The 18,540-nt window shown below is 72.3% G+C and carries 24 protein-coding genes; 2 read left to right on the top strand and 22 right to left on the bottom strand.

From position 1 onward, the window contains the following. Window positions 1-189 precede the first annotated feature (189 nt). Together rarD and groES are read right to left on the bottom strand one after the other, a co-directional pair. Complete coding sequence (rarD, locus tag ABME01_RS02500) at window positions 190-1,146, bottom strand: EamA family transporter RarD (protein ID WP_436407384.1); 957 nt, start codon at window positions 1,144-1,146, stop codon at window positions 190-192. A gap of 130 nt (window positions 1,147-1,276) precedes the next feature. Further along, on the bottom strand, window positions 1,277-1,573 hold the full coding sequence (gene groES / locus ABME01_RS02495; protein ID WP_022889766.1) for a co-chaperone GroES: 297 nt from the start codon (window positions 1,571-1,573) through the stop codon (window positions 1,277-1,279). A 130-nt stretch (window positions 1,574-1,703) separates the two neighbouring features. On the opposite strand from groES, the gene ABME01_RS02490 reads away from it, so the two are divergent. After that, window positions 1,704-2,936 carry a class I SAM-dependent methyltransferase gene (locus ABME01_RS02490; RefSeq protein WP_353826771.1) on the top strand — a complete coding sequence of 411 codons (1,233 nt, stop codon included), beginning with the start codon at window positions 1,704-1,706 and terminating at the stop codon, window positions 2,934-2,936. Here the strand turns inward: ABME01_RS02490 and ABME01_RS02485 are convergent. The 10 genes from ABME01_RS02485 to glmS form a co-directional block, all read right to left on the bottom strand. Further along, window positions 2,903-3,412 carry a hypothetical protein gene (locus ABME01_RS02485; protein WP_353826770.1) on the bottom strand — a complete coding sequence of 170 codons (510 nt, stop codon included), beginning with the start codon at window positions 3,410-3,412 and terminating at the stop codon, window positions 2,903-2,905. The genes ABME01_RS02490 and ABME01_RS02485 overlap by 34 nt on opposite strands. 10 nt (window positions 3,413-3,422) lie before the next feature. Continuing rightward, window positions 3,423-3,695 (bottom strand): hypothetical protein, encoded by a 273-nt coding sequence (locus tag ABME01_RS02480; RefSeq protein WP_353826769.1) that lies wholly within the window; start codon window positions 3,693-3,695, stop codon window positions 3,423-3,425. A 352-nt stretch (window positions 3,696-4,047) separates the two neighbouring features. After that, window positions 4,048-4,473, bottom strand: coding sequence for a DUF4190 domain-containing protein (locus tag ABME01_RS02475; RefSeq protein WP_353826768.1), 426 nt, complete (start codon window positions 4,471-4,473; stop codon window positions 4,048-4,050). Between the two features lie 166 nt (window positions 4,474-4,639). Beyond that, entirely contained in the window at window positions 4,640-5,689 is a 1,050-nt protein-coding gene (tsaD, locus tag ABME01_RS02470; RefSeq protein WP_353826767.1) for a tRNA (adenosine(37)-N6)-threonylcarbamoyltransferase complex transferase subunit TsaD, read from the bottom strand. Then, the gene (gene rimI / locus ABME01_RS02465) at window positions 5,686-6,231 is read right to left on the bottom strand and encodes a ribosomal protein S18-alanine N-acetyltransferase (protein ID WP_353826766.1); all 546 of its coding nucleotides are present in this window, start codon (window positions 6,229-6,231) and stop codon (window positions 5,686-5,688) included. The genes tsaD and rimI overlap by 4 nt, the downstream gene beginning before the upstream one ends. Continuing rightward, a complete protein-coding gene (gene tsaB, locus ABME01_RS02460) occupies window positions 6,228-6,848 on the bottom strand; it encodes a tRNA (adenosine(37)-N6)-threonylcarbamoyltransferase complex dimerization subunit type 1 TsaB (RefSeq protein ID WP_353826765.1) in 621 nt (206 codons plus the stop codon). The genes rimI and tsaB overlap by 4 nt, the downstream gene beginning before the upstream one ends. Window positions 6,849-6,902: 54 nt before the next feature. Then, window positions 6,903-7,448, bottom strand: a complete 546-nt coding sequence (gene tsaE, locus ABME01_RS02455) for a tRNA (adenosine(37)-N6)-threonylcarbamoyltransferase complex ATPase subunit type 1 TsaE (RefSeq protein ID WP_436407383.1) — start codon at window positions 7,446-7,448, stop codon at window positions 6,903-6,905. After that, a complete protein-coding gene (alr, locus tag ABME01_RS02450; RefSeq protein WP_353826764.1) occupies window positions 7,448-8,587 on the bottom strand; it encodes an alanine racemase in 1,140 nt (379 codons plus the stop codon). Before alr ends, tsaE begins: the two co-directional genes overlap by 1 nt. Beyond that, on the bottom strand, window positions 8,584-8,994 hold the full coding sequence (locus tag ABME01_RS02445; RefSeq protein WP_353826763.1) for a holo-ACP synthase: 411 nt from the start codon (window positions 8,992-8,994) through the stop codon (window positions 8,584-8,586). Before ABME01_RS02445 ends, alr begins: the two co-directional genes overlap by 4 nt. 82 nt (window positions 8,995-9,076) lie before the next feature. Then, on the bottom strand, window positions 9,077-10,924 hold the full coding sequence (gene glmS / locus ABME01_RS02440) for a glutamine--fructose-6-phosphate transaminase (isomerizing) (RefSeq protein WP_353826762.1): 1,848 nt from the start codon (window positions 10,922-10,924) through the stop codon (window positions 9,077-9,079). Window positions 10,925-11,000: 76 nt separating this feature from the next. Here glmS and coaA point away from each other — a divergent pair, with 76 nt between their 5' ends. Continuing rightward, entirely contained in the window at window positions 11,001-11,954 is a 954-nt protein-coding gene (gene coaA, locus ABME01_RS02435) for a type I pantothenate kinase (RefSeq protein ID WP_353826761.1), read from the top strand. Window positions 11,955-11,966: 12 nt separating this feature from the next. Here coaA and glmM read toward each other — a convergent pair whose 3' ends face one another. From glmM to infA, 10 genes are all read right to left on the bottom strand, one after another. After that, entirely contained in the window at window positions 11,967-13,328 is a 1,362-nt protein-coding gene (gene glmM, locus ABME01_RS02430; RefSeq protein ID WP_353826760.1) for a phosphoglucosamine mutase, read from the bottom strand. A 15-nt stretch (window positions 13,329-13,343) separates the two neighbouring features. Further along, on the bottom strand, window positions 13,344-13,826 hold the full coding sequence (gene rpsI / locus ABME01_RS02425; protein ID WP_353826759.1) for a 30S ribosomal protein S9: 483 nt from the start codon (window positions 13,824-13,826) through the stop codon (window positions 13,344-13,346). Between the two features lie 35 nt (window positions 13,827-13,861). Beyond that, the gene (gene rplM / locus ABME01_RS02420; RefSeq protein WP_353826758.1) at window positions 13,862-14,308 is read right to left on the bottom strand and encodes a 50S ribosomal protein L13; all 447 of its coding nucleotides are present in this window, start codon (window positions 14,306-14,308) and stop codon (window positions 13,862-13,864) included. A 136-nt stretch (window positions 14,309-14,444) separates the two neighbouring features. Beyond that, a complete protein-coding gene (locus ABME01_RS02415) occupies window positions 14,445-15,332 on the bottom strand; it encodes a tRNA pseudouridine synthase A (protein WP_353826863.1) in 888 nt (295 codons plus the stop codon). A gap of 110 nt (window positions 15,333-15,442) precedes the next feature. Next, window positions 15,443-15,976: a 50S ribosomal protein L17 gene (rplQ, locus tag ABME01_RS02410; protein WP_353826757.1), complete on the bottom strand. Its 534-nt coding sequence runs from the start codon at window positions 15,974-15,976 to the stop codon at window positions 15,443-15,445. Window positions 15,977-16,024: 48 nt separating this feature from the next. Continuing rightward, window positions 16,025-17,011, bottom strand: a complete 987-nt coding sequence (locus ABME01_RS02405) for a DNA-directed RNA polymerase subunit alpha (RefSeq protein ID WP_353826756.1) — start codon at window positions 17,009-17,011, stop codon at window positions 16,025-16,027. A gap of 135 nt (window positions 17,012-17,146) precedes the next feature. Then, window positions 17,147-17,545 carry a 30S ribosomal protein S11 gene (rpsK, locus tag ABME01_RS02400; RefSeq protein WP_353826755.1) on the bottom strand — a complete coding sequence of 133 codons (399 nt, stop codon included), beginning with the start codon at window positions 17,543-17,545 and terminating at the stop codon, window positions 17,147-17,149. A gap of 32 nt (window positions 17,546-17,577) precedes the next feature. Then, a complete protein-coding gene (rpsM, locus tag ABME01_RS02395) occupies window positions 17,578-17,958 on the bottom strand; it encodes a 30S ribosomal protein S13 (RefSeq protein ID WP_092668572.1) in 381 nt (126 codons plus the stop codon). A 132-nt stretch (window positions 17,959-18,090) separates the two neighbouring features. Next, window positions 18,091-18,204: a 50S ribosomal protein L36 gene (gene rpmJ / locus ABME01_RS02390; protein WP_056734976.1), complete on the bottom strand. Its 114-nt coding sequence runs from the start codon at window positions 18,202-18,204 to the stop codon at window positions 18,091-18,093. 70 nt (window positions 18,205-18,274) lie between these two features. Further along, entirely contained in the window at window positions 18,275-18,496 is a 222-nt protein-coding gene (infA, locus tag ABME01_RS02385; RefSeq protein WP_011186713.1) for a translation initiation factor IF-1, read from the bottom strand. Window positions 18,497-18,540 lie beyond the last annotated feature (44 nt).

Raw genomic sequence — 18,540 nt, 5'->3', positions numbered from 1 at the left:
GTGTATCGACCGTATTGCCCGCCCACAGGCGACACAAGATTGCCGCGGTCACAACCCGGTAACGCACACGGAATCGTTACCTGTGCCCCGTCGGGCGCGCGGGGAGCGCACGAAACCGCCGTTCAGGCGCATGTTCGCGCACGATCGCGGCCGACGCCCGCCCCACGCCCCACCCCCGTCCGGGGGGACTCAGACCGGCTCGAGCGACGCCGCGCGACGCGCCGCCCTGGCGCCGCGCACCAGGTCGAACGTGAGCACGCCGAGCGCCACCCAGACCAGGGCGAATCCGATCCACCGCTCGAGCGGCATCGGCTCGCGGAGCACCAGGACGCCCACGACGAACTGGATGAACGGGGCGAAGTACTGGATGAAGCCCATGTAGGTCAGCGGCAGCCGGCGCGAGGCGGCCGCGAAGAGCAGGAGCGGCACCGCGGTCACGGCTCCGGCAGCGAGCAGCAGCGTGGTGTGCCACCCGCTCACCGTGCCCATCGTGAGCCCGCCCGTGGAGGCGACCACGACGAGGAGCGCGGCGGCCGCGGGCGCGAGCCAGGCGGTCTCGAGCGTGAGCCCCGAGATCGCATCGACCCGCGGACCGACCCGCTTCTTGATCAGGCCGTAGAAGCCGAAGCTGAACGCCAGCACGAGCGCGATCCACGGCAGTCGGCCGTACCCGAACGCGAGCACCGCCACCGCGACGATGGAGATGCCCACGGCGGTCCACTGCAGCGGGGTGAGCCGCTCGCGCAGCACGAGCACGCCGAGGAAGACCGTCACGATGGGATTGATGAAGTAGCCGAGCGCGGCCTCGACGACCTGGCCGCTCATCGCGGCGTACACGTAGGTCAGCCAGTTCACGAAGATCAACGCGCCCGCGACGCCCATGGTGAGCACGACCCGGCGATCCCGCAGCAGCGCCCGGATCGCGTGCCAGGATCGCGTCACGGCGATCAGCGCGGCGCAGAACACGAGCGAGAGCAGGATGCGCCAGGCGACGATCTCGACCGGTCCGGTCGGCGCGAGGGCGAGGAAGTAGACGGGCAGGAAGCCCCAGAGCGAGTACGCCGACACGGCGTAGACGAGTCCGCCGCGGCTCACGCCCGCGGTCGTGGCGCTCGCCGGCGCCGTCGGGGTCGGAGCGGTTGGCACCGTGACAGCCTACGCGCGCGCCGGCGCATCCGACCCGGCGTCGGCTGCCGCGGATCGTCGACTTCCGGCCGAGACGACGACGCGGCCCGGATGCCGTGTGGCATCCGGGCCGCGGAAGCGTCGGTGTCGACTAGCGGACCACGACCGCGAGCACGTCGCGGGCCGACAGCACGAGGAAGTCCTCGCCGCCGAACTTCACCTCGGTGCCGCCGTACTTCGAGTAGATCACCTTGTCGCCGACGGCCACGTCGAGCGGCACGCGGTTGCCGTTGTCGTCGATGCGGCCCGGGCCGACCGCCACGACCTCGCCCTCCTGGGGCTTCTCCTTGGCGGTGTCGGGGATGACCAGCCCGGAGGCGGTGGTCTGCTCGGCCTCGACCTGCTTGATGACGATGCGATCCTCGAGCGGCTTGATGGAAACCGACACGGTTGACCTCTTTCTTGACGAAGACTGGGGTTAGCAGCCTCTGGACGAGAGTGCTAACCCCGAGTCTAGGGCGGTTCTGGCACTCGTGCAACGTGAGTGCCAGCGCGCGGCCCGGTGCTAGCGTGGCCGCGTGGAACGCGACGAGCTGGTGCGGCTGCTCTCCCCCGAGGGCCTCGAGCTGCTCGACTCGCTGCCGCCCTACTCCTCCCGCGCGGATGTCGTGAAGGTCGTCTCCGACCTCCGCAGCCGAGGCCACGACGCCGGGCTCGTCGCCGCCGTGCTCAGCCAGTCGCGACTGCGGACGAGGGCCAGGGCGAAGTTCGGGGAGTTCGCCGACCGGATGCTCTTCACGGAGCCCGGCCTCGAGCAGGCGACGCGCCTGCGGGTCGCCGCGCTGCACGCCGGCCGGTTCGCGCGGGCGGGGCTCCGCCACGTGGCCGACCTCGGGTGCGGCATCGGCGGCGACGCGCTGGCCATGGCGGCGGTCGACCTCGAGGTCACCGCGGCCGAGGCCGACGAGGTCACCGCCGCGGTCGCCGCATTCAACCTCACCCCGTTCCCGAAGGTCCGGGTCCTGCACGCGCGGGCGGAGGACGTCGCGCTCGGCGGCATCGACGCGGCGTGGCTCGATCCCGCGCGCCGGACCACCGCCGCCGGGACGACGACGCGACTCTCCGACGCCGCCGACTACTCCCCGTCGCTGGACTTCGCGTTCGGGCTCGCCGACCGGATGCCGGTGGGCGTCAAGCTCGGCCCCGGCACGGACCGCGACGTCGCGCCCGACGGCGCCGAGGCCCAGTGGGTCTCGGTCGACGGCGACGTCGTCGAGCTGGCGGTCTGGACGGGCGCGCTGGCGCGTGCCGGCGTGGGCCGGGCCGCGCTCGTCATCCGCGGCGACGCCGCGCACGAGCTGGTCGCGCCCGCCGACTCCGAGGATGCGCCCGTCGGGCCCGTCGGCGACTACGTGTACGAGCCGGACGGCGCGGTCATCCGGGCCCGGCTCATCGGCGACCTCGCCCGGTCGATGGGCGCGTGGATGCTCAGCGACGGCATCGCCTACCTGACCGGCGACCGGGAGGTCGCGACGCCGTTCGCCCGCGGCTTCCGCGTGCTCGAACGCCTCCCGGCCGACGAGCGCAACCTCCGGCGCGCGCTGCAGGACCGACAGGTCGGCACCCTCGAGATCAAGAAGCGCGGAGTCGACGTGGATCCTGCGGCATTGCGCACGCGACTGAAGCTCAAGGGCGCCGAATCGGCCACCGTCATCCTCACCCGCGAGGAGGGACGCCACGTGGCGCTGCTCGTCGAGCGCCTCCCCGGTGGCGAGGCTCAGGACGGGAGCGCCTCGAACACGATCGCGTAGTAGCCGAGCCAGACCCCGGAGAAGACCAGGCCCGTCACGCCGGTCCCGATGCCGACGAAGGCCAGCACGCGCCCGTGCTCCTCCCGCCGCAGGCCCAGCACGCCGAAGACGATCGCCGCGACCGAGAGCGGCAGCATCCAGCCGACGAACAACGAGGCGATCGCCCCGATCGATCCGATCACCGCACCGACGCGGCTGTAGACGCGACGCTGCTCGTCCTCCTCGGCGTCCTCCATCGGCATCGCCGGCTCGGGGCGGTGCACGGTGAGGAGCTGCCCCGTGGGAAGTCCGTGCAGTTCGGCCGTGTCGAACGGGACCTCGTAGCCGCGCTCGGGTGTCGCGGGGCCGGGCGGTGCGACCGGCCCGGGCGCAGCCGGCAGGGTCGGCGGAGCGGATGCGGGCACGCGCGGCGCGGCGGCCGGGGCCGGCCGTGCCGGCTCGTCTCGGCCGCGTTCGGGGTCGGGTCCGTCGGTCATCTCGCTCGTCTCAGTAGCCCCGCACGGCCCAGTCGCCGATCGCCAAGACCAGGCCCCACAGGACGAACGAGAGCAGCGCGATCCCGATGCCCACGAATCCGAGGATGATGCCGGTCAGCCACATCCCGCGGGCGGCGGGCTCCCGACTGCGCCCGAGGAAGCCCAGGACGACGGCGGCGGCGGGGACGAGCAGCTGCAGGATGCCGCCGGCCACCGGGATGATCGCGATCGGCGACCCGACCACGCCGATGACCCCGGCGATGAGGGAGATCAGGCTGAGCACCGACGTCGCCCCGGCCGGAGGACCGGACGCGGTCGCACCCGGTGCCGGCGCGCCGGGCGCCCTGTCGAACGGCCCGCCGACCGGCGGAGCCGCGGTCGGACCGACCGGCGGCACCGCGCCGACCGGAGCCGGCGGCGCGGGCGGTGCCGGAGCCGGCGGCGCGGACGGTGCCGGCGGCGCGGGTGGCGCCGGCACCTGCGTCGCCGGTTCCGCTCCCGCCTCCACGGTCGGGTCGACGGGCGATCCCGGAGGCGACGTCGCGCCGGAGGCCGGTTGCTCCGGCTCCGTCGGGCCGCCGGGCGTGCCGGGATCGCTCACGTCGAACCCCTTCCGTGGTGCGGATCGATGCCGATCAGTAGGTCTCGAACGAACCGGTGCTGAACGCGGCGCCGAGCACGGCGATCCAGACGATGCCGACGATGAGGCCGACGACGAGGCCGATGTAACCGATCACGAGGCCGGCGATCGCGAGGCCGCGGCCCTGCTCGCCGGTCTTCTTGATCTGGCTGAGCGCGATGTGGCCGGTGATGATCGCGACGAGGGAGATGAAGAACGCCGAGACCAGCGAGACGATGGCCAGGATGTTGGTCTTCTGCTCCGGCGGCGTCGCGTACGACGGCGCGCCGCCGTAGGCCGGCGCGGGCTGCGAAGCCGGTGCGGGCTGCGCCGGCGGGGCCGGCGGAGCGGGCTGGGCCGCCGGTGCGGGCGGCGGGGGCGGCGGCGGGACGTTCTGCGCGTTCTGGTCCGGCGCGCCGTCCGGCGTGGTGGGGTCGGTCATGGTGGCTGCTCCCTCTCGTGCAGGCGTGGACCCGGCAATGCTGGCAGCGCCGCACGGTCGTGTCAACGATCCGCGGTGCGCGTCGGCACCCCGCGTTCGCGGGGGTCCCCGCGCCCAGACTAGCGCGCGGGCGCTGGGGCGACGTGGGACCGACGACCCGGTGGGATCAGGTCCGGATCTCGGTCGCGGGCAGGGTGGAATCGGCGCCGAAGTCGAGCCCGGACGGCCCGTGGCCGGCCATGATCAGTCGGGCGGCCAGCGCGGCGATCATCGCGCCGTTGTCCGTGCACAGCGAGAGCGGCGGGATGCGCAGCGCGATGCCGGCCGCCGCCGCGCGCTCCTCCGCGACCTCTCTCAGGCGGCGATTGGCCACGACGCCGCCGCCGAGCAGCAGCCGGGGCACGCCGAGGTCCGTGCATGCGGCGATCGCCTTCGAGACGAGCACGTCGACCACCGCCTCGCGGAAGCTCGCCGCGACGTCGGCGAGCGGCACGGGCTCGCCGGCCGCCTCGCGCTGCTCGACCCAGCGCGCGACCGCGGTCTTCAGCCCGGAGAACGAGAAGTCGTATCGGTGCCGCTCGAGGTCCTTCGGCCGCGTCAGCCCGCGCGGGAAGCGGATAGCGGTCGGGTCTCCGCCGATGGCGGCGCGGTCGATCTCGGGGCCGCCGGGGTACGGCAGCCCGAGCAGCCGCGCGACCTTGTCGAAGGCCTCCCCGGCGGCGTCGTCGATGGTCTCGCCGAGCAGTTCGACGTCCGAGTCGAGGTCGCGCACGAGCAGCAGCGACGTGTGCCCGCCCGAGACCAGCAGGGCGATGCTCGGCGTCTCGAGCGGAGCGCCGCCGAGCAGGTCGGCGCCGACGTGCCCGACGAGATGGTTGACGGCGTAGACCGGCTTCTCGAGCGACAGGGCGAGCGCCTTCGCGGCACCGACGCCCACCATCAGCGCGCCGGCGAGGCCGGGGCCGCTGGTGACCGCGACCGCGTCGAGGTCGGCGAGCTCCACGGACGCCTCCTCGAGCGCCGAGCGGATCGTCGGGCCGAGCGCCTCGAGGTGGGCGCGTGCGGCGACCTCGGGCACGACGCCGCCATAGCGCGCGTGCTCCTCCATCGAGGACGCGATCGCGTTCGAGAGCAGTTCGGTCCCGCGCACGATCCCGACGCCGGTCTCGTCGCACGAGGTCTCGATGCCGAGGACCAGGGGCGCATCGCGGTTCACTGCGGACCTCCTGCGGTCGGGACGGTCGGCCCCGCGGTCGCGGCATCCGGTCCGACGCGGTCCGCCGGGCGCGCGACGGCGGGCGGCACGTCGAGGCGCATCGCGATCGCGTCGACGCCGTCGGGCTGGTAGTAGCCGCGTCGCACGCCGATCTCGGCGAAGCCGAGCGAGACGTAGAGCGACCGCGCGACGGGGTTGTCGGCCCGGACCTCGAGGAACAGCTCGGACGCGCCGCGACGTCGGGCCTCGTCGATGAGGGCGTGCATGAGCGCCCGCCCGAGCCCGGCGCCGCGATGCGCAGGGTGGACCGCGATGGTCTGGATGTCGCCCTGACCCGAGCCGCGCGGTGCGAGCAGGCCGGCGTAGGCGACCGGCTCGCGCGGCGCGGCGTCGTCGACGGCGACGAGGTAGTACGTGTGCTCGCTCGAGAGCTCGGACCGCATCGCCGACTCGGGCCAGGCGTCGGTCGCGAAGGTGGAGCGCTCGAGCCGCATGAGGGCATCGAGGTCGTCGCCGCCGGCTCGCCGGAGCATGAGGCTCATCGCAGCACCCGCTTCGCGGTCGACAGCGTCACGTCGGGAGCACGCAGGTACAGCGGCTGGTCGTCGGCGATCGGGAGCCGACCGGCCGCGACCGCGAGCTCGGCGAGCATTCCGAGGGCCCCGGCCGAGACGGTGCCGGCGTCGAGGCGGATGCCGCGGGGCGCCGGCACGGCGTCGCGCGGCTCGAGCCGCGGGGCGTCGAGCCGGATCGGGAGTCCATGGGCGTCGAGGCCGTCGTAGTCGGTCACGGCCGACTCGCGGCGACGGGCGTCGGTGACGACCTGCAGCGCGCCCGATCCGCCGGCCCGGTACCAGGCTCGCGCGATCGCATCGTGGCTCACGACGGGCACGACCTCTCGCGAGATGCCGAGCGCGAACGCCCGCGCGGCCGCGATGCCGACGCGCAGGCCCGTGAACGGGCCGGGTCCCATGCCGACCGCCACGCCCGACAGGCGACCCGGCGCGACGCCCGCCGTCGCGAGCACGTCGCGGATGCCGTCGCCGATGAGCTCGGCGTGCCGCATGGTGTCGTCGGTGCCGACCTCGGCGAGGATCCCCGCCTCCCGGTCGACGACGGCGACGCTCGTCCCGGTGGACGTGTCGATCGCGAGGAGCATGGCATCAAGCCTAGGGGCGTGCGGCCGGGCGTCCGCCGTGAGCGCTCGCGGCGCTCAGCCGAGACCGTCCGGGAGCTCGCCCTGCACCGCGAAGCGCGTGCCGGCCCAGCGCGGTCCGTGCCCGCGCAGCTCGACCGTCCTGGGCTCGTCGGCGTCGAGCTCCTCGTCGTGCGGGTCCGTCTCCGCCATCCCGTCGACCGCCGGGTCGGGCCGCTCGCTGCCCCGGCGCCGCACGATGACGACCTCGAGCCACGAGTCGCTGACGCCGTCGAGCAGGCCCGCGCCCCACTCGGCCACGACGACCGAGCGCGAGAAGTCGAGGTCGAGGTCCTCGAGCTCGGCGGCCGTGCCGAGCCGGTAGGCGTCGACGTGCACGAGCGGTGCGCCGCCGACGAGGCTCGGGTGGGTCCGGGCGAGCACGAAGGTCGGGCTCTGCACGGGTCCGCGGATCCCCAGGCCCTCGCCGATCCCTCGCGTGAGCGTGGTCTTCCCGGCGCCGAGCGGCCCGGTCAGCACCACGAGGTCGCCGGCGCGCAGCTCGTGGCCCAGTTCGCGGCCCAGCGACTCCATCGCCTCGGAGTCGGGCACGACCCGGCGCATCAGTCGCGCTCCACGTACGTGCGCGGCACCCGCGGCCCGATCCGGGTCACGATCTCGTAGGCGATGGTGTCGGCGGCGTCGCCCCAGTCGTCGGCCGAGGGCGCGCCCGACTCCGGGTCGCCGACGAGCACGACCTCGTCGCCGACGGCGACCTCGGCCTCGCCGACGTCGACGAGGAACTGGTCCATCGCGATGCGGCCGACGACCGGGTGGCGGACACCCGCGATCGCGACCTCGGCGCGGCCCGAGGCCTGGCGCGGCACGCCGTCGGCATAGCCGAGCGGCACGAGCGCGAGGGTGGTCGGCTGCGGCGCGCGCCACGCGTAGCCGTACGAGGCGCCGGTACCGGGCTCGACCCGGCGCACGGCCGCCACGCGGCCGCGCAGCGTCATCGCCGGGCGCAGTCCGAGGTCGGCCGCCGTGGTGCCGTCGCCGAACGGCGGCACGCCGTAGATGCCGATGCCGAGGCGCACGAGGTCCAGCCGCGCCTCGGGCATGCGCAGCGCGCCAGCCGTGGCTGCGAGGTGCCGCACCTCGGGTGCGAGGCCGGCGCGCTCTGCCTCGGCGACGCCGTCGAGGAACGCGGCGAGCTGGGCGGCATCCTCCTCGGGCGAGGTGTTCGCGAGGTGGCTGAACACCCCGCGCACGCGGATGCGTTCCGCCCGCTCGAGTTCGGCGGCACGTGCCACGGCGTCGCTCCAGTCGGCGGGGGCGATGCCGTTGCGGCTGAGGCCCGTGTCGAGCTTGAGGTGCACCTCGGCGGGGGCGCCCGCCGAGGCGGCGGCATCCGCCATCGCCTCGAGCTGGGCGAGCGACGAGACGCCGAGTTCGATGCGCCGGCCGATCGCGGCGTGGAAGCCGGCCTCGGGGTCGTGCAGCCAGGCGAGCACGGGCGCATCGATCCCGGCGTCGCGGAGCGCGAGCGCCTCGTCCAGGTCGGCGACGCCGAGCCGCGACGCGCCACCGGCGAGCGCGGCGCGGGCGGCCGGCACGGCGCCGTGGCCGTAGCCGTCGGCCTTCACGACCGCCATGACCTGCGCGGGCGCGACGAGCGAGGCGAGGTGCGCCACGTTCCGGCGGATCGCATCGAGGTCGACGACCGCTTCGCGGAAGGGTGATCGGGCGTGCCGGGGGTTCACGGGGACTCCTCGTCGGGGGCGGCGAGGGCCTCGCGCGAGCTCGACGCCCGCCCGACCCCGCGCTCGAGCACCACGAACGCGCTCGCGATGCCGGCGTCGTGGCTCATGGACAGGTGCACGCGGTCGATGCCGAGGGCCTCGACGTGCGCCGAGAGCGCCCCGGAGAGCGCGAAGTCCGGGTTGCCGTCGGCGTCCTGGACGATCCGCATGTCATGCCATCGGATGACCGCGTGCCCTCCGAGCGCCTTGATCAGCGCCTCCTTCGCCGCGAATCGCGCAGCGAGGGATCGGACCGGCCGCTCGCGTTCGCTCTCGGCGAACAGGCGATCGCGCAGGCCGGGCGTGCGCTCGAGCGAACGCCCGAACCGCGCGATGTCGACCACGTCGATCCCGATGCCGGCGATCACGTCGCTCCTCCCGTGCCCACGGTTCGAGTCTGCCGCACCCGGTCGCCGAACGGACGGCCTCGCGGCCGTCGCCGGCCCGGACTCACTCGACCGTGACCGACTTCGCCAGGTTGCGCGGCTGGTCGACGTCGAGCCCCTTCGCCTGCGCGAGCTCCATCGCGAAGATCTGCAGCGGGACGACCGCGAGGAGCGGCTCGAACAGCGGGCCGGCCAGCGGAATGCGGATGACCTCGTCGGCGAAGGGCAGCACGGCGGCGTCGCCCGCCTCGGCGATCGCGATCACGCGCGCGCCGCGAGCGCGGATCTCCTGGATGTTCGAGACGACCTTCGGGTGCAGGCTCGCCGAACCGCGCGGGCTCGGGACCACCACGAACACCGGCTGGCCGGGCTCGATGAGCGCGATCGGGCCGTGCTTGAGCTCGCCGGCGGCGAAGCCCTCGGCGTGGATGTAGGCGAGCTCCTTGAGCTTCAACGCGCCCTCGAGGGCGATCGGGTACCCGACGTGACGGCCGAGGAAGAGCACGGAGCGGGTGTCCGACATCCACCGGGCGAGCTCGCCGACCCGGTCGGCCTGCTCGAGCACGGTCGCCACCTTCTCGGGAACCGCCAGCAGTTCGTCGACCTGCGATGCGAGCTGCTCGTCGGTCATCGTGCCGCGCACGCGCGCGAGGTGGAGCCCGAACACGTACAGCGCCGTGATCTGCGCGACGAACGCCTTGGTCGAGGCCACCGCGACCTCGGGCCCCGCATGCGTGTACACGACGGCGTCGGACTCGCGCGGGATCGTCGCGCCCTGGGTGTTGCACACCGAGATCGCCTTGGCACCCTGCTCGCGCGCGTACTTGACCGCCATCAGCGTGTCCATGGTCTCGCCCGACTGGCTGATGGACACGACGAGCGTGTGCTCGTCGATGACCGGGTCGCGGTAGCGGAACTCGTGGCTGAGCTCCACCTCGACCGGGATCCGCGCCCACTGCTCGATCGCGTACTTCGCGACCATCCCCGCGTACGCGGCGGTGCCGCACGCGACGATCGTGATGCGGCGCACGTCGAGCAGCGCTTCGCCGAACGACTCCAGCTCCGGGATCGAGACGACGCCGTCGACGATGCGGCCGCGGAGGGTGTTCGCCACCGCGTCGGGCTGCTCGGAGACCTCCTTGCGCATGAAGGAGGACCAGCCGCCCTTCTCGGCCGCCGAGGCGTCCCATGCGACGTCGAACGGCTCGACCTCGACGGGAGCGCCGTCGAAGTCGGTCACGGTCACGCCGTCGGCGGTGATCGCGACGATCTGGTCCTGGCCGATCGCCACGGCGCGCTTGGTGTACTCGACGAAGGCCGCGACGTCCGAGCCCAGGAAGTTCTCGCCGTCGCCCAGGCCGATCACCAGCGGAGAGTTGCGACGGGCTCCGACGACGACCCCCGGCTCGTCGCGGTGCACCGCGAGGAGGGTGAACGCGCCGTCGAGCTGGGACACGGTGCGGCGGAACGCCTCGCGCAGGTCCCCGGTCTCGCGGTAGTGCGTGCCGAGGAGCACCGCGGCCACCTCGGTGTCCGTCTCGGACTCGAACTCGTAGCCGGCCGCCAGCAGCGCGTCCTTCAGCTCGGAGAAGTTCTCGATGATGCCGTTGTGGATGAGCGCCAGCCGCCCCTCGTCGGCGAGGTGCGGGTGGGCGTTGCGGTCGGTCGGGCCGCCGTGCGTCGCCCAGCGCGTGTGGCCGATGCCCGTGCCGCCCTCGCCGATCGGGTGGCGCTCGAGCTCGTCGGAGAGCACCTTGAGCTTTCCGGCGCGCTTGGCGAACTCCAACTCCCCCTCGCCGTCGACGACCGCGACCCCGGCCGAGTCGTACCCGCGATACTCGAGGCGGCGAAGGCCGCCCAGGAGGACGTCGAGGCTGTTGCGCTCTCCGACGTATCCGACGATTCCACACATGGGCTCGATTGTATCGACGGCCGGCTGGGCGTCCGCCGCGCCCGGCTGCCCTCGCCGTCGGCACTAGACTGTCCCGGTGCCCGATCCGCAGAGCCCGTCGACGCACACGCAGACCTCCCCGTTCGTCGAACTCGACCGCGACTCGTGGGCGGCCCTCGCGCCGTCCATGCCGTCGCCCCTCCGCGAGACCGAGATCGTCCAGCTCCGCGGCCTCGGAGAGCCGCTGGACCTTCGCGAGGTCGCCGAGGTCTACCTCCCGCTCAGTCGGCTGCTGAACCTCTACGTCGGCGGGACCAAGTCGCTGCACGAGGTCACCAGCACCTTCCTGCGCGAACGGTTCGAGGCCACGCCGTTCGTGATCGGCGTCGCCGGCTCGGTCGCGGTCGGCAAGTCGACGATCGCGCGACTGCTGCGCGAACTGCTCGCCCGCTGGGAGCACACGCCCCGCGTCGAGCTCGTCACGACCGACGGGTTCCTGTTCCCCAACGCGGAGCTCGAGCGCCGAGGGCTGATGGCCAGGAAGGGCTTCCCGGAGTCGTACGACCGCCGGGCGCTGCTCCGCTTCGTGAGCGAGGTCAAGTCGGGAGCGCCCGAGGTGCGCGCCCCGTTCTACTCCCACCTGGCCTACGACATCGTGCCCGACGCCCAGATCACGGTCCGGCGCCCCGACGTGCTCATCATCGAGGGCCTGAACGTGCTCCAGCCTCCGGGGCCGGGCCACCGCCTCGCGGTCAGCGACCTGTTCGACTTCACCATCTACGTCGACGCGCGCACGCGCGACATCGCGCGGTGGTACGAGGAGCGGTTCCTGAAGCTGCAGCGCGGCGCGTTCTCGAACCCGCGCTCCTACTTCCACCGGTACGCGAGCCTCACGGAGGACGAGGCGCGGGCACGGGCGCGCTCGATCTGGCAGTCGATCAACGAGCCGAACCTGCTGCAGAACATCCGGCCGACCCGTTCGCGCGCCTCGCTCGTGCTCCGCAAGGACGCGGACCACACCGTCTCGAGCGTGCTGCTGCGCAAGCTCTGAGGCGTCGTCCGATCAGAGGGCGAGTCGCTCGCGCACGACGTCGGCGAGCTGTTCGGCGTGCGCCTCGGCGACCGCCTGGTCGGCGGCCTCCACCATGACGCGCACCATGGGCTCGGTCCCGGAGGGCCGCAGCAGGACGCGCCCGGTGGTGCCGAGCTCGGCCTCGACCGAGCGGACCGCCGCGGCGATGCCGTCGTCGTCGTGGAGTGCGTGGTGGTCGACGCCGCGCACGTTCACGAGCACCTGCGGGTACACCGTCATGACCTGCGCGAGCTCGGCGAGGGACTTGCCCGTCCGCACGATCTCGGCGGCCAGGTGCAGCCCGGTGAGCACGCCGTCGCCGGTCGTCGCGAACTCCGTCATGATGACGTGGCCGGACTGCTCGCCGCCGAGGGCGTACCCGCCCGCGGTGAGCGCCTCGAGCACGTAGCGGTCGCCGACCTTCGTCTCGACGACGTCGATGCCGCGCTCGGCCATGGCGAGCTTGAGTCCGAGGTTCGACATGACGGTCACGACGAGCGTGTCGTCCGTCAGGGTGCCGCGCTCCTGCATCGAGACCGCGAGGATCGCCATGATGCGGTCGCCGTCGATCACCTCGCCGGCCGCGTCGACCGCGAGGCAGCGGTCGGCGTCGCCGTCGTGGGCGATGCCGAGGTCGGCGCCGTGCTCGAGCACGGCGGCGCGGAGTGGTTCGAGGTGGGTCGAGCCGACGCCGTCGTTGATGTTGGTGCCGTCGGGGTCGGCGCCGATCACGATCACCTCGGCGCCGGCGTCGCGGAAGGTCTCGGGCGACACGCCCGCCGCGGCGCCGTGTGCGCAGTCGATGACGACCTTCAGTCCGTCGAGGCGGTTCGGGAGCGTGCCGAGGAGGTGGACGACGTAGCGGTCCTCCGCGTCGGCGAAGCGCCGGATGCGACCGACGCCGTCGCCGGTCGGGGCGAGCTTCTGCCGTCCGAGGTAGGACTCGATGCGGTCCTCGACCTCGTCGGGCAGCTTGGTGCCGCCGAAGGAGAAGAACTTGATCCCGTTGTCGGGTGCGGGATTGTGCGACGCCGAGATCATGACGCCGAAGTCGGCGTCGATGCTGTCGATGAGGAACGCCGTCGCGGGGGTCGGCACGACGCCCGCATCGAGCACGTCGACGCCGGAGCTGGCGAGCCCCGCCGACACGGCCGCGGTGAGGAACTCGCCCGAGACGCGCGGGTCGCGGGCGACGATCGCCGTCGGTCGACGACCGGCGGCGCGGAGTTCGTCGGCGTGGCGGCCCTGGGTCAGGACCGCGGCAGCCGCCTGGGCGAGGCCCAGGGCCAGGTCAGCCGTGAGTTCACGGTTGGCCAGGCCCCGGACCCCGTCGGTTCCGAAGAGCCGAGGCATCCAGAGGTCCGAAGACTAGCGCTTCGAGAACTGCGGCGCCTTGCGGGCCTTCTTGAGACCGGCCTTCTTGCGCTCGATGACGCGGGCGTCGCGGGTGAGGAAGCCGGCCTTCTTCAGCGTCGGGCGGTTGTTCTCGCGGTCGATCTCGTTCAGCGCACGCGCGATGGCGAGGCGGAGCGCACCGGCCTGGCCCGAGGGGCCGCCGCCGGTGATGCGCGCGACGACGTCGTACGAGCCGCCGAGCTCGAGGACGGTGAAGGGGTCGGTGATGAGCTGCTGGTGGAGCTTGTTCGGGAAGTAGTCCGCGAACTCACGGCCGTTGACCGTGATGTTGCCCGCGCCCGGCACGACGCGCACGCGCGCGATGGCCTCCTTGCGGCGGCCGACGGCCGCGCCCGACACGTTCAGCACGGGACGCGCCGCGGGGGCGGCGGCCGGAGCCGACTCGGTGGTGTAGCTCTCGGGAGCCTGGTCGATCTGGTCTGCGATCTTCGCCATGGTGGTGTCTGAGTCCTTTTCGCTCGGCGCCGGGCTTACTGGGCGACCTGGGTGAGGGTGTACGGCTTCGGCTGCTGGGCGGCGTGCGGGTGCTCCGGGCCGGCGTAGACCTTCAGCTTCTTGATCTGGGCGCGCCCGAGCGAGTTCTTCGGGAGCATGCCGCGGATCGCCTTCTCGACGGCGCGGACGGGGTTCTTCTCGAGCAGCTCGGCGTAGCCGACGGCCTTGAGGCCGCCCGGGTAGCCGGAGTGGCGGTAGGCCTTCTTCTGCTCGAGCTTCTGGCCGGTGAGGGCCACCTTGCCGGCGTTGACGATGATCACGTGGTCACCGGTGTCGACGTGGTTGGCGAAGATCGCCTTGTGCTTGCCGCGGAGGATCGCTGCGGCGTGGCTGGCGAGTCGGCCGAGCACGATGTCGGTGGCGTCGATGACGACCCAGTCGCGCTGGATCTCGTTCGCCTTCGGGGTGTAGGTGCGCGTCACGATAGTGCTGCTTTCTGATCGAGTGAGGGGTTCGTGAATCCCACTCCGGTGGGTGTTCTCCCGCGATGCGGGGGAACGCTCCGGTGGAGGGCTCAACATCGGGTACCGACGCAGTCGACGGCACCAAAGGGTTAGCTTAGCCGACGACGCCGTCCACGTGCAATTCGCGACGCGCCCGCGTCTGCTCCGCCCGGGCGGCGAGCTCCTCGTCCGCCGGGTACCCGACCTCGGTCAGCGTGAGGCCACGGGCGGGGAGGACCTTGAACGCGCTGGTGCGTTCGCCCGCGCGCATGAGCTCGGAGGGCCCCGAGACCTCGAGCCGTCCCTCGCCGACCGCCACGCAGGCGCCGACGAGCGCGCGCACCATCGAGTGGCAGAACGCATCGGCCTGGAGCGACGCCACGAGCACGCCGTCGTCGTCCCGCCGCCAACGGAACGACTGCAGCGTCCGGATGGTCGTGGCCCCCTCGCGCGGCCTGCAGAACGCCGCGAAGTCCCCCAGCCCCACGAGCGTCTGCGCGGCCACGTCCATCGCCTCGACGTCCAGCGCGCGCGGGAACCAGACCGTCCGGTGCCGCTGCAACGGGTCGTGGACGGCGGAGAGGTCGGCGACCCGGTAGGCGTAGCGCCGCCACACCGCCGAGAACCGGGCGTCGAAGCCCTCGGGAGCGGGTCGTGCCGCACGGACCACGACATCGTCGTCGGTGCTGCCCAGGATGCCCGTGACGCGACGGACGAGCACGCCGAACGGGTCGGCGGCCGGGCCCGCATCGGCGGCGCCGCGGCGCGGCCGGGTCACCGCCTCGAACGCCTCGGCGTCGACGTCGAGGTGGGCGACCTGCCCGGTGGCGTGCACGCCGGCGTCGGTGCGGCCCGCGACGACGAGCCGCGGCGCGATCCCCTCGCGTCGGAACAGGGTCGCGAGCGCGGCCTCGACCACGCCCTGCACCGTGCGCAGGCCCGGCTGGCGGCTCCATCCCGCGAAGGACGTGCCCTGATAGGCGAGGTCGAGGCGGATCCGCATCGTCATCGGCTCGCTCCCATGGCCGACAGCCTACGGCGCCGCCCCCCCCGGCATGCGCGACGCCCCCGCAGCCGTCGGGCTGCGGGGGCGTCGAGTGGTGCTGCGCGGGGCTACTTCGCCTCGGCGGCCTCGGTCTCCTCGGCGGGAGCCTCGGCCGACTCCTCCGACGCCTCGGCGCCGGCGGCCTCGTCGACCGCGGCCTCGGCCTCGGTGACCTCCTCGGCCGGGGTCTCGGCGGCGGGCGTCTCCTCGGCGGCGGGCTTCGCGGCGCGCTGCTTCGGCTGGACGGGCTCGAGCACGAGCTCGATCACGGCCATGGGCGCGTTGTCGCCCTTGCGGTTGCCGATCTTCGTGATGCGCGTGTAGCCGCCCTCACGGTCGGCGACCTGCGGCGCGATGACCGCGAACAGCTCGTGGACGACCGACTTGTCGCCGATGACGGCGAGCACGCGACGGCGCGCGTGCAGGTCGCCGCGCTTGGCGAACGTGATCAGGCGCTCGGCGAACGGACGCAGGCGCTTGGCCTTGGTCTCGGTCGTCGTGATGCTCTTGTGCGTGAACAGCGCGGCGGCGAGGTTCGCGAGCAGCAGGCGCTCGTGCGCGGGTCCGCCTCCGAGGCGGGGTCCCTTCGTGGGCTTCGGCATGGTTCTTGATCTCCAGTGGTGTGGGGTTGGTGAGGCCCGTGGCCTGCGTTAGTTCTCGTCCTCGAAGCCCGTGTAGAAGTGGGCGCCGTCGAAGCCGGGGACCGAGTCCTTCAGCGCGAGGCCCATCTCGGTGAGCTTGTCCTTGACCTCGTCGACCGACTTCTGGCCGAAGTTGCGGATGTTCATCAGCTGCGACTCCGACAGGGCCACGAGCTCGGACACCGTGTTGATGCCCTCGCGCTTGAGGCAGTTGTAGGAGCGGACCGACAGGTCGAGGTCCTCGATCGGGATCGACAGCTCGCTCGAGAGCACGGCGTCGACCGGCGCGGGGCCGATCTCGATGCCCTCGGCGGCGCTGTTGAGCTCGCGGGCGAGGCCGAACAGCTCGACGAGCGTGCGACCGGCGGAGGCGATCGCGTCGCGCGGCGAGATCGCCTGCTTCGTCTCGACGTCGACCACGAGGCGGTCGAAGTCGGTGCGCTCGCCGGCACGCGTGGCGTCGACGCGGTACGTGACCTTCAGGACCGGCGAGTAGATCGAGTCGACCGGGATCTGGCCGGCCTCGGAGTACTCGTTGCGGTTCTGGCTGGCCGAGACGTAGCCGCGGCCGCGCTCGATCGTGAGCTCGAGCTCGAACTTCGCCGAGTCGTTGAGCGTCGCGATGACCAGCTCGGGGTTGTGCACCTCGACACCCGCCGGGGCGGAGATGTCGGCCGCGGTGACCTCACCGGAGCCCTGCTTGCGCAGGTACGCGGTGATGGGCTCGTCGTGCTCGCTGGAGACGACCAGGTTCTTGATGTTGAGGATGATCTCGGTGACATCCTCCTTCACGCCCGGGACGGTCGAGAACTCGTGGAGCACGCCGTCGATGCGGATGCTCGTCACGGCGGCGCCGGGGATCGAGGAGAGGAGGGTGCGACGGAGCGAGTTCCCCAGGGTGTAACCGAAGCCCGGCTCGAGGGGCTCGATCACGAAACGCGAACGGAACTCCGAGATGTTCTCTTCGGTGAGCGTCGGACGCTGTGCGATCAGCACGGTGTGATTCCTTTCGGCAGGGTGTCCGCTATATGACACCTGCGAGTTCGAGGATCTTGAGTTGTTGAGAGAACGGGATTCCGCCGGCCGGCGGGCGCGCACGACGCGCGACCCGCCGACCGACGGCTCGAAGAACTAGACGCGGCGGCGCTTCGGGGGACGGCAGCCGTTGTGCGCCTGGGGCGTCACGTCGGTGATGCTGCCGACCTCGAGGCCCGCGGCCTGGAGCGAGCGGATCGCGGTCTCGCGGCCCGAGCCCGGACCCTTGACGAAGACGTCGACCTTCTTCATGCCGTGCTCCTGCGCCTGACGCGCGGCCGACTCGGCCGCGAGCTGCGCAGCGAACGGGGTCGACTTGCGCGAGCCCTTGAAGCCGACGCCGCCCGAGGACGCCCAGCTGATCACGGCACCGGTCGTGTCCGTGATGGACACGATGGTGTTGTTGAACGTCGACTTGATGTGGGCCTGGCCCACGGCGACGTTCTTCTTCTCCTTGCGGCGCGGCTTGCGAGTAGCCGCCTTGGGTGCTGCCATGTGTGAAATCTCCTAAGACTGGCGACGAGCGGTTACTTGCGGCCGGGCTTCTTCTTGCCGGCGACGGTGCGCTTCGGGCCCTTGCGGGTGCGAGCGTTGGTCTTGGTGCGCTGACCGCGGACGGGGAGGCCGCGGCGGTGGCGGATGCCCTCGTACGAGCCGATCTCGACCTTGCGGCGGATGTCGGCGGCGACCTCGCGGCGGAGGTCGCCCTCGACCTTGTAGGTGCCCTCGATGTGGTCGCGGAGCGCGACGAGCTGGTCGTCGCTGAGGTCCTTGACCCGGATGTCGCCGCTGATGCCGGTGGCCTTCAGCGTCTCGAGCGCGCGGGTGCGACCCACGCCGTAGATGTAGGTCAGTGCGATCTCCACGCGCTTCTCGCGCGGGATGTCGACTCCTGCCAGACGTGCCATGTTGGCGTTCTCCTGTCGGATGGTTCGGAGGTGTGGAGCACTTCCGGTGCCTCGGCCTCCGTCCGAGGGTGTCCCCCGCGCCTCATCGGTGCGGGTTCGTGGAAGTGCCGGTATTCGGGTGCGTCGGCGCGACTAGCCCTGGCGCTGCTTGTGGCGCGGGTTCTCGCAGATGACCATCACGCGGCCGTGGCGGCGGATGACCTTGCACTTGTCGCAGATGCGCTTGACGCTGGGGTTGACCTTCACAGTCGTTGTTCCTTTTTTCGCTGTCCTCGTACCCGCGGGGTGCCGCGGGTCGTTACTTTCCGAACAGCCCTTACTTGTAGCGGTAGACGATGCGGCCGCGGGTCAGGTCGTACGGGCTCAGCTCCACGATCACGCGGTCCTCGGGGAGGATGCGGATGTAGTGCTGGCGCATCTTTCCGGAGATGTGGGCGAGCACCTTGTGCCCGTTGGTCAGCTCGACCCGGAACATCGCGTTCGGGAGAGCCTCGATGACCGAGCCTTCGATCTCGATGACGCCGTCTTTCTTGGCCATAGCCTCACTATCGCTTGGGGGTTTGGGTTGTCGGTCGTGCGATG

Source organism: Agromyces litoreus (assembly GCF_040496015.1).
In the GTDB taxonomy this organism is placed as follows: Bacteria; Actinomycetota; Actinomycetes; order Actinomycetales; family Microbacteriaceae; genus Agromyces; species Agromyces litoreus.
The sequence above is the reverse complement of the archived record's forward strand: the minus strand, read 5'-3'. Positions and strand labels throughout refer to the sequence as shown.

Coding starts and splice junctions, on each gene's coding strand:
- ABME01_RS02485 (WP_353826770.1), bottom strand. CDS start 3,412: ATGACCGACGGACCCGACCCCGAACGCGGCCGAGACGAGCCGGCACGG.
- ABME01_RS02475 (WP_353826768.1), bottom strand. CDS start 4,473: ATGACCGACCCCACCACGCCGGACGGCGCGCCGGACCAGAACGCGCAG.
- rimI (WP_353826766.1), bottom strand. CDS start 6,231: ATGAGCCTCATGCTCCGGCGAGCCGGCGGCGACGACCTCGATGCCCTC.
- tsaB (WP_353826765.1), bottom strand. CDS start 6,848: ATGCTCCTCGCGATCGACACGTCCACCGGGACGAGCGTCGCCGTCGTC.
- tsaE (WP_436407383.1), bottom strand. CDS start 7,448: ATGCGCCGGGTCGTGCCCGACTCCGAGGCGATGGAGTCGCTGGGCCGC.
- glmS (WP_353826762.1), bottom strand. CDS start 10,924: ATGTGTGGAATCGTCGGATACGTCGGAGAGCGCAACAGCCTCGACGTC.
- glmM (WP_353826760.1), bottom strand. CDS start 13,328: ATGCCTCGGCTCTTCGGAACCGACGGGGTCCGGGGCCTGGCCAACCGT.
- rpsI (WP_353826759.1), bottom strand. CDS start 13,826: ATGGCGAAGATCGCAGACCAGATCGACCAGGCTCCCGAGAGCTACACC.
- ABME01_RS02415 (WP_353826863.1), bottom strand. CDS start 15,332: ATGCGGATCCGCCTCGACCTCGCCTATCAGGGCACGTCCTTCGCGGGA.
- rplQ (WP_353826757.1), bottom strand. CDS start 15,976: ATGCCGAAGCCCACGAAGGGACCCCGCCTCGGAGGCGGACCCGCGCAC.
- rpsK (WP_353826755.1), bottom strand. CDS start 17,545: ATGGCAGCACCCAAGGCGGCTACTCGCAAGCCGCGCCGCAAGGAGAAG.
- rpsM (WP_092668572.1), bottom strand. CDS start 17,958: ATGGCACGTCTGGCAGGAGTCGACATCCCGCGCGAGAAGCGCGTGGAG.
- infA (WP_011186713.1), bottom strand. CDS start 18,496: ATGGCCAAGAAAGACGGCGTCATCGAGATCGAAGGCTCGGTCATCGAG.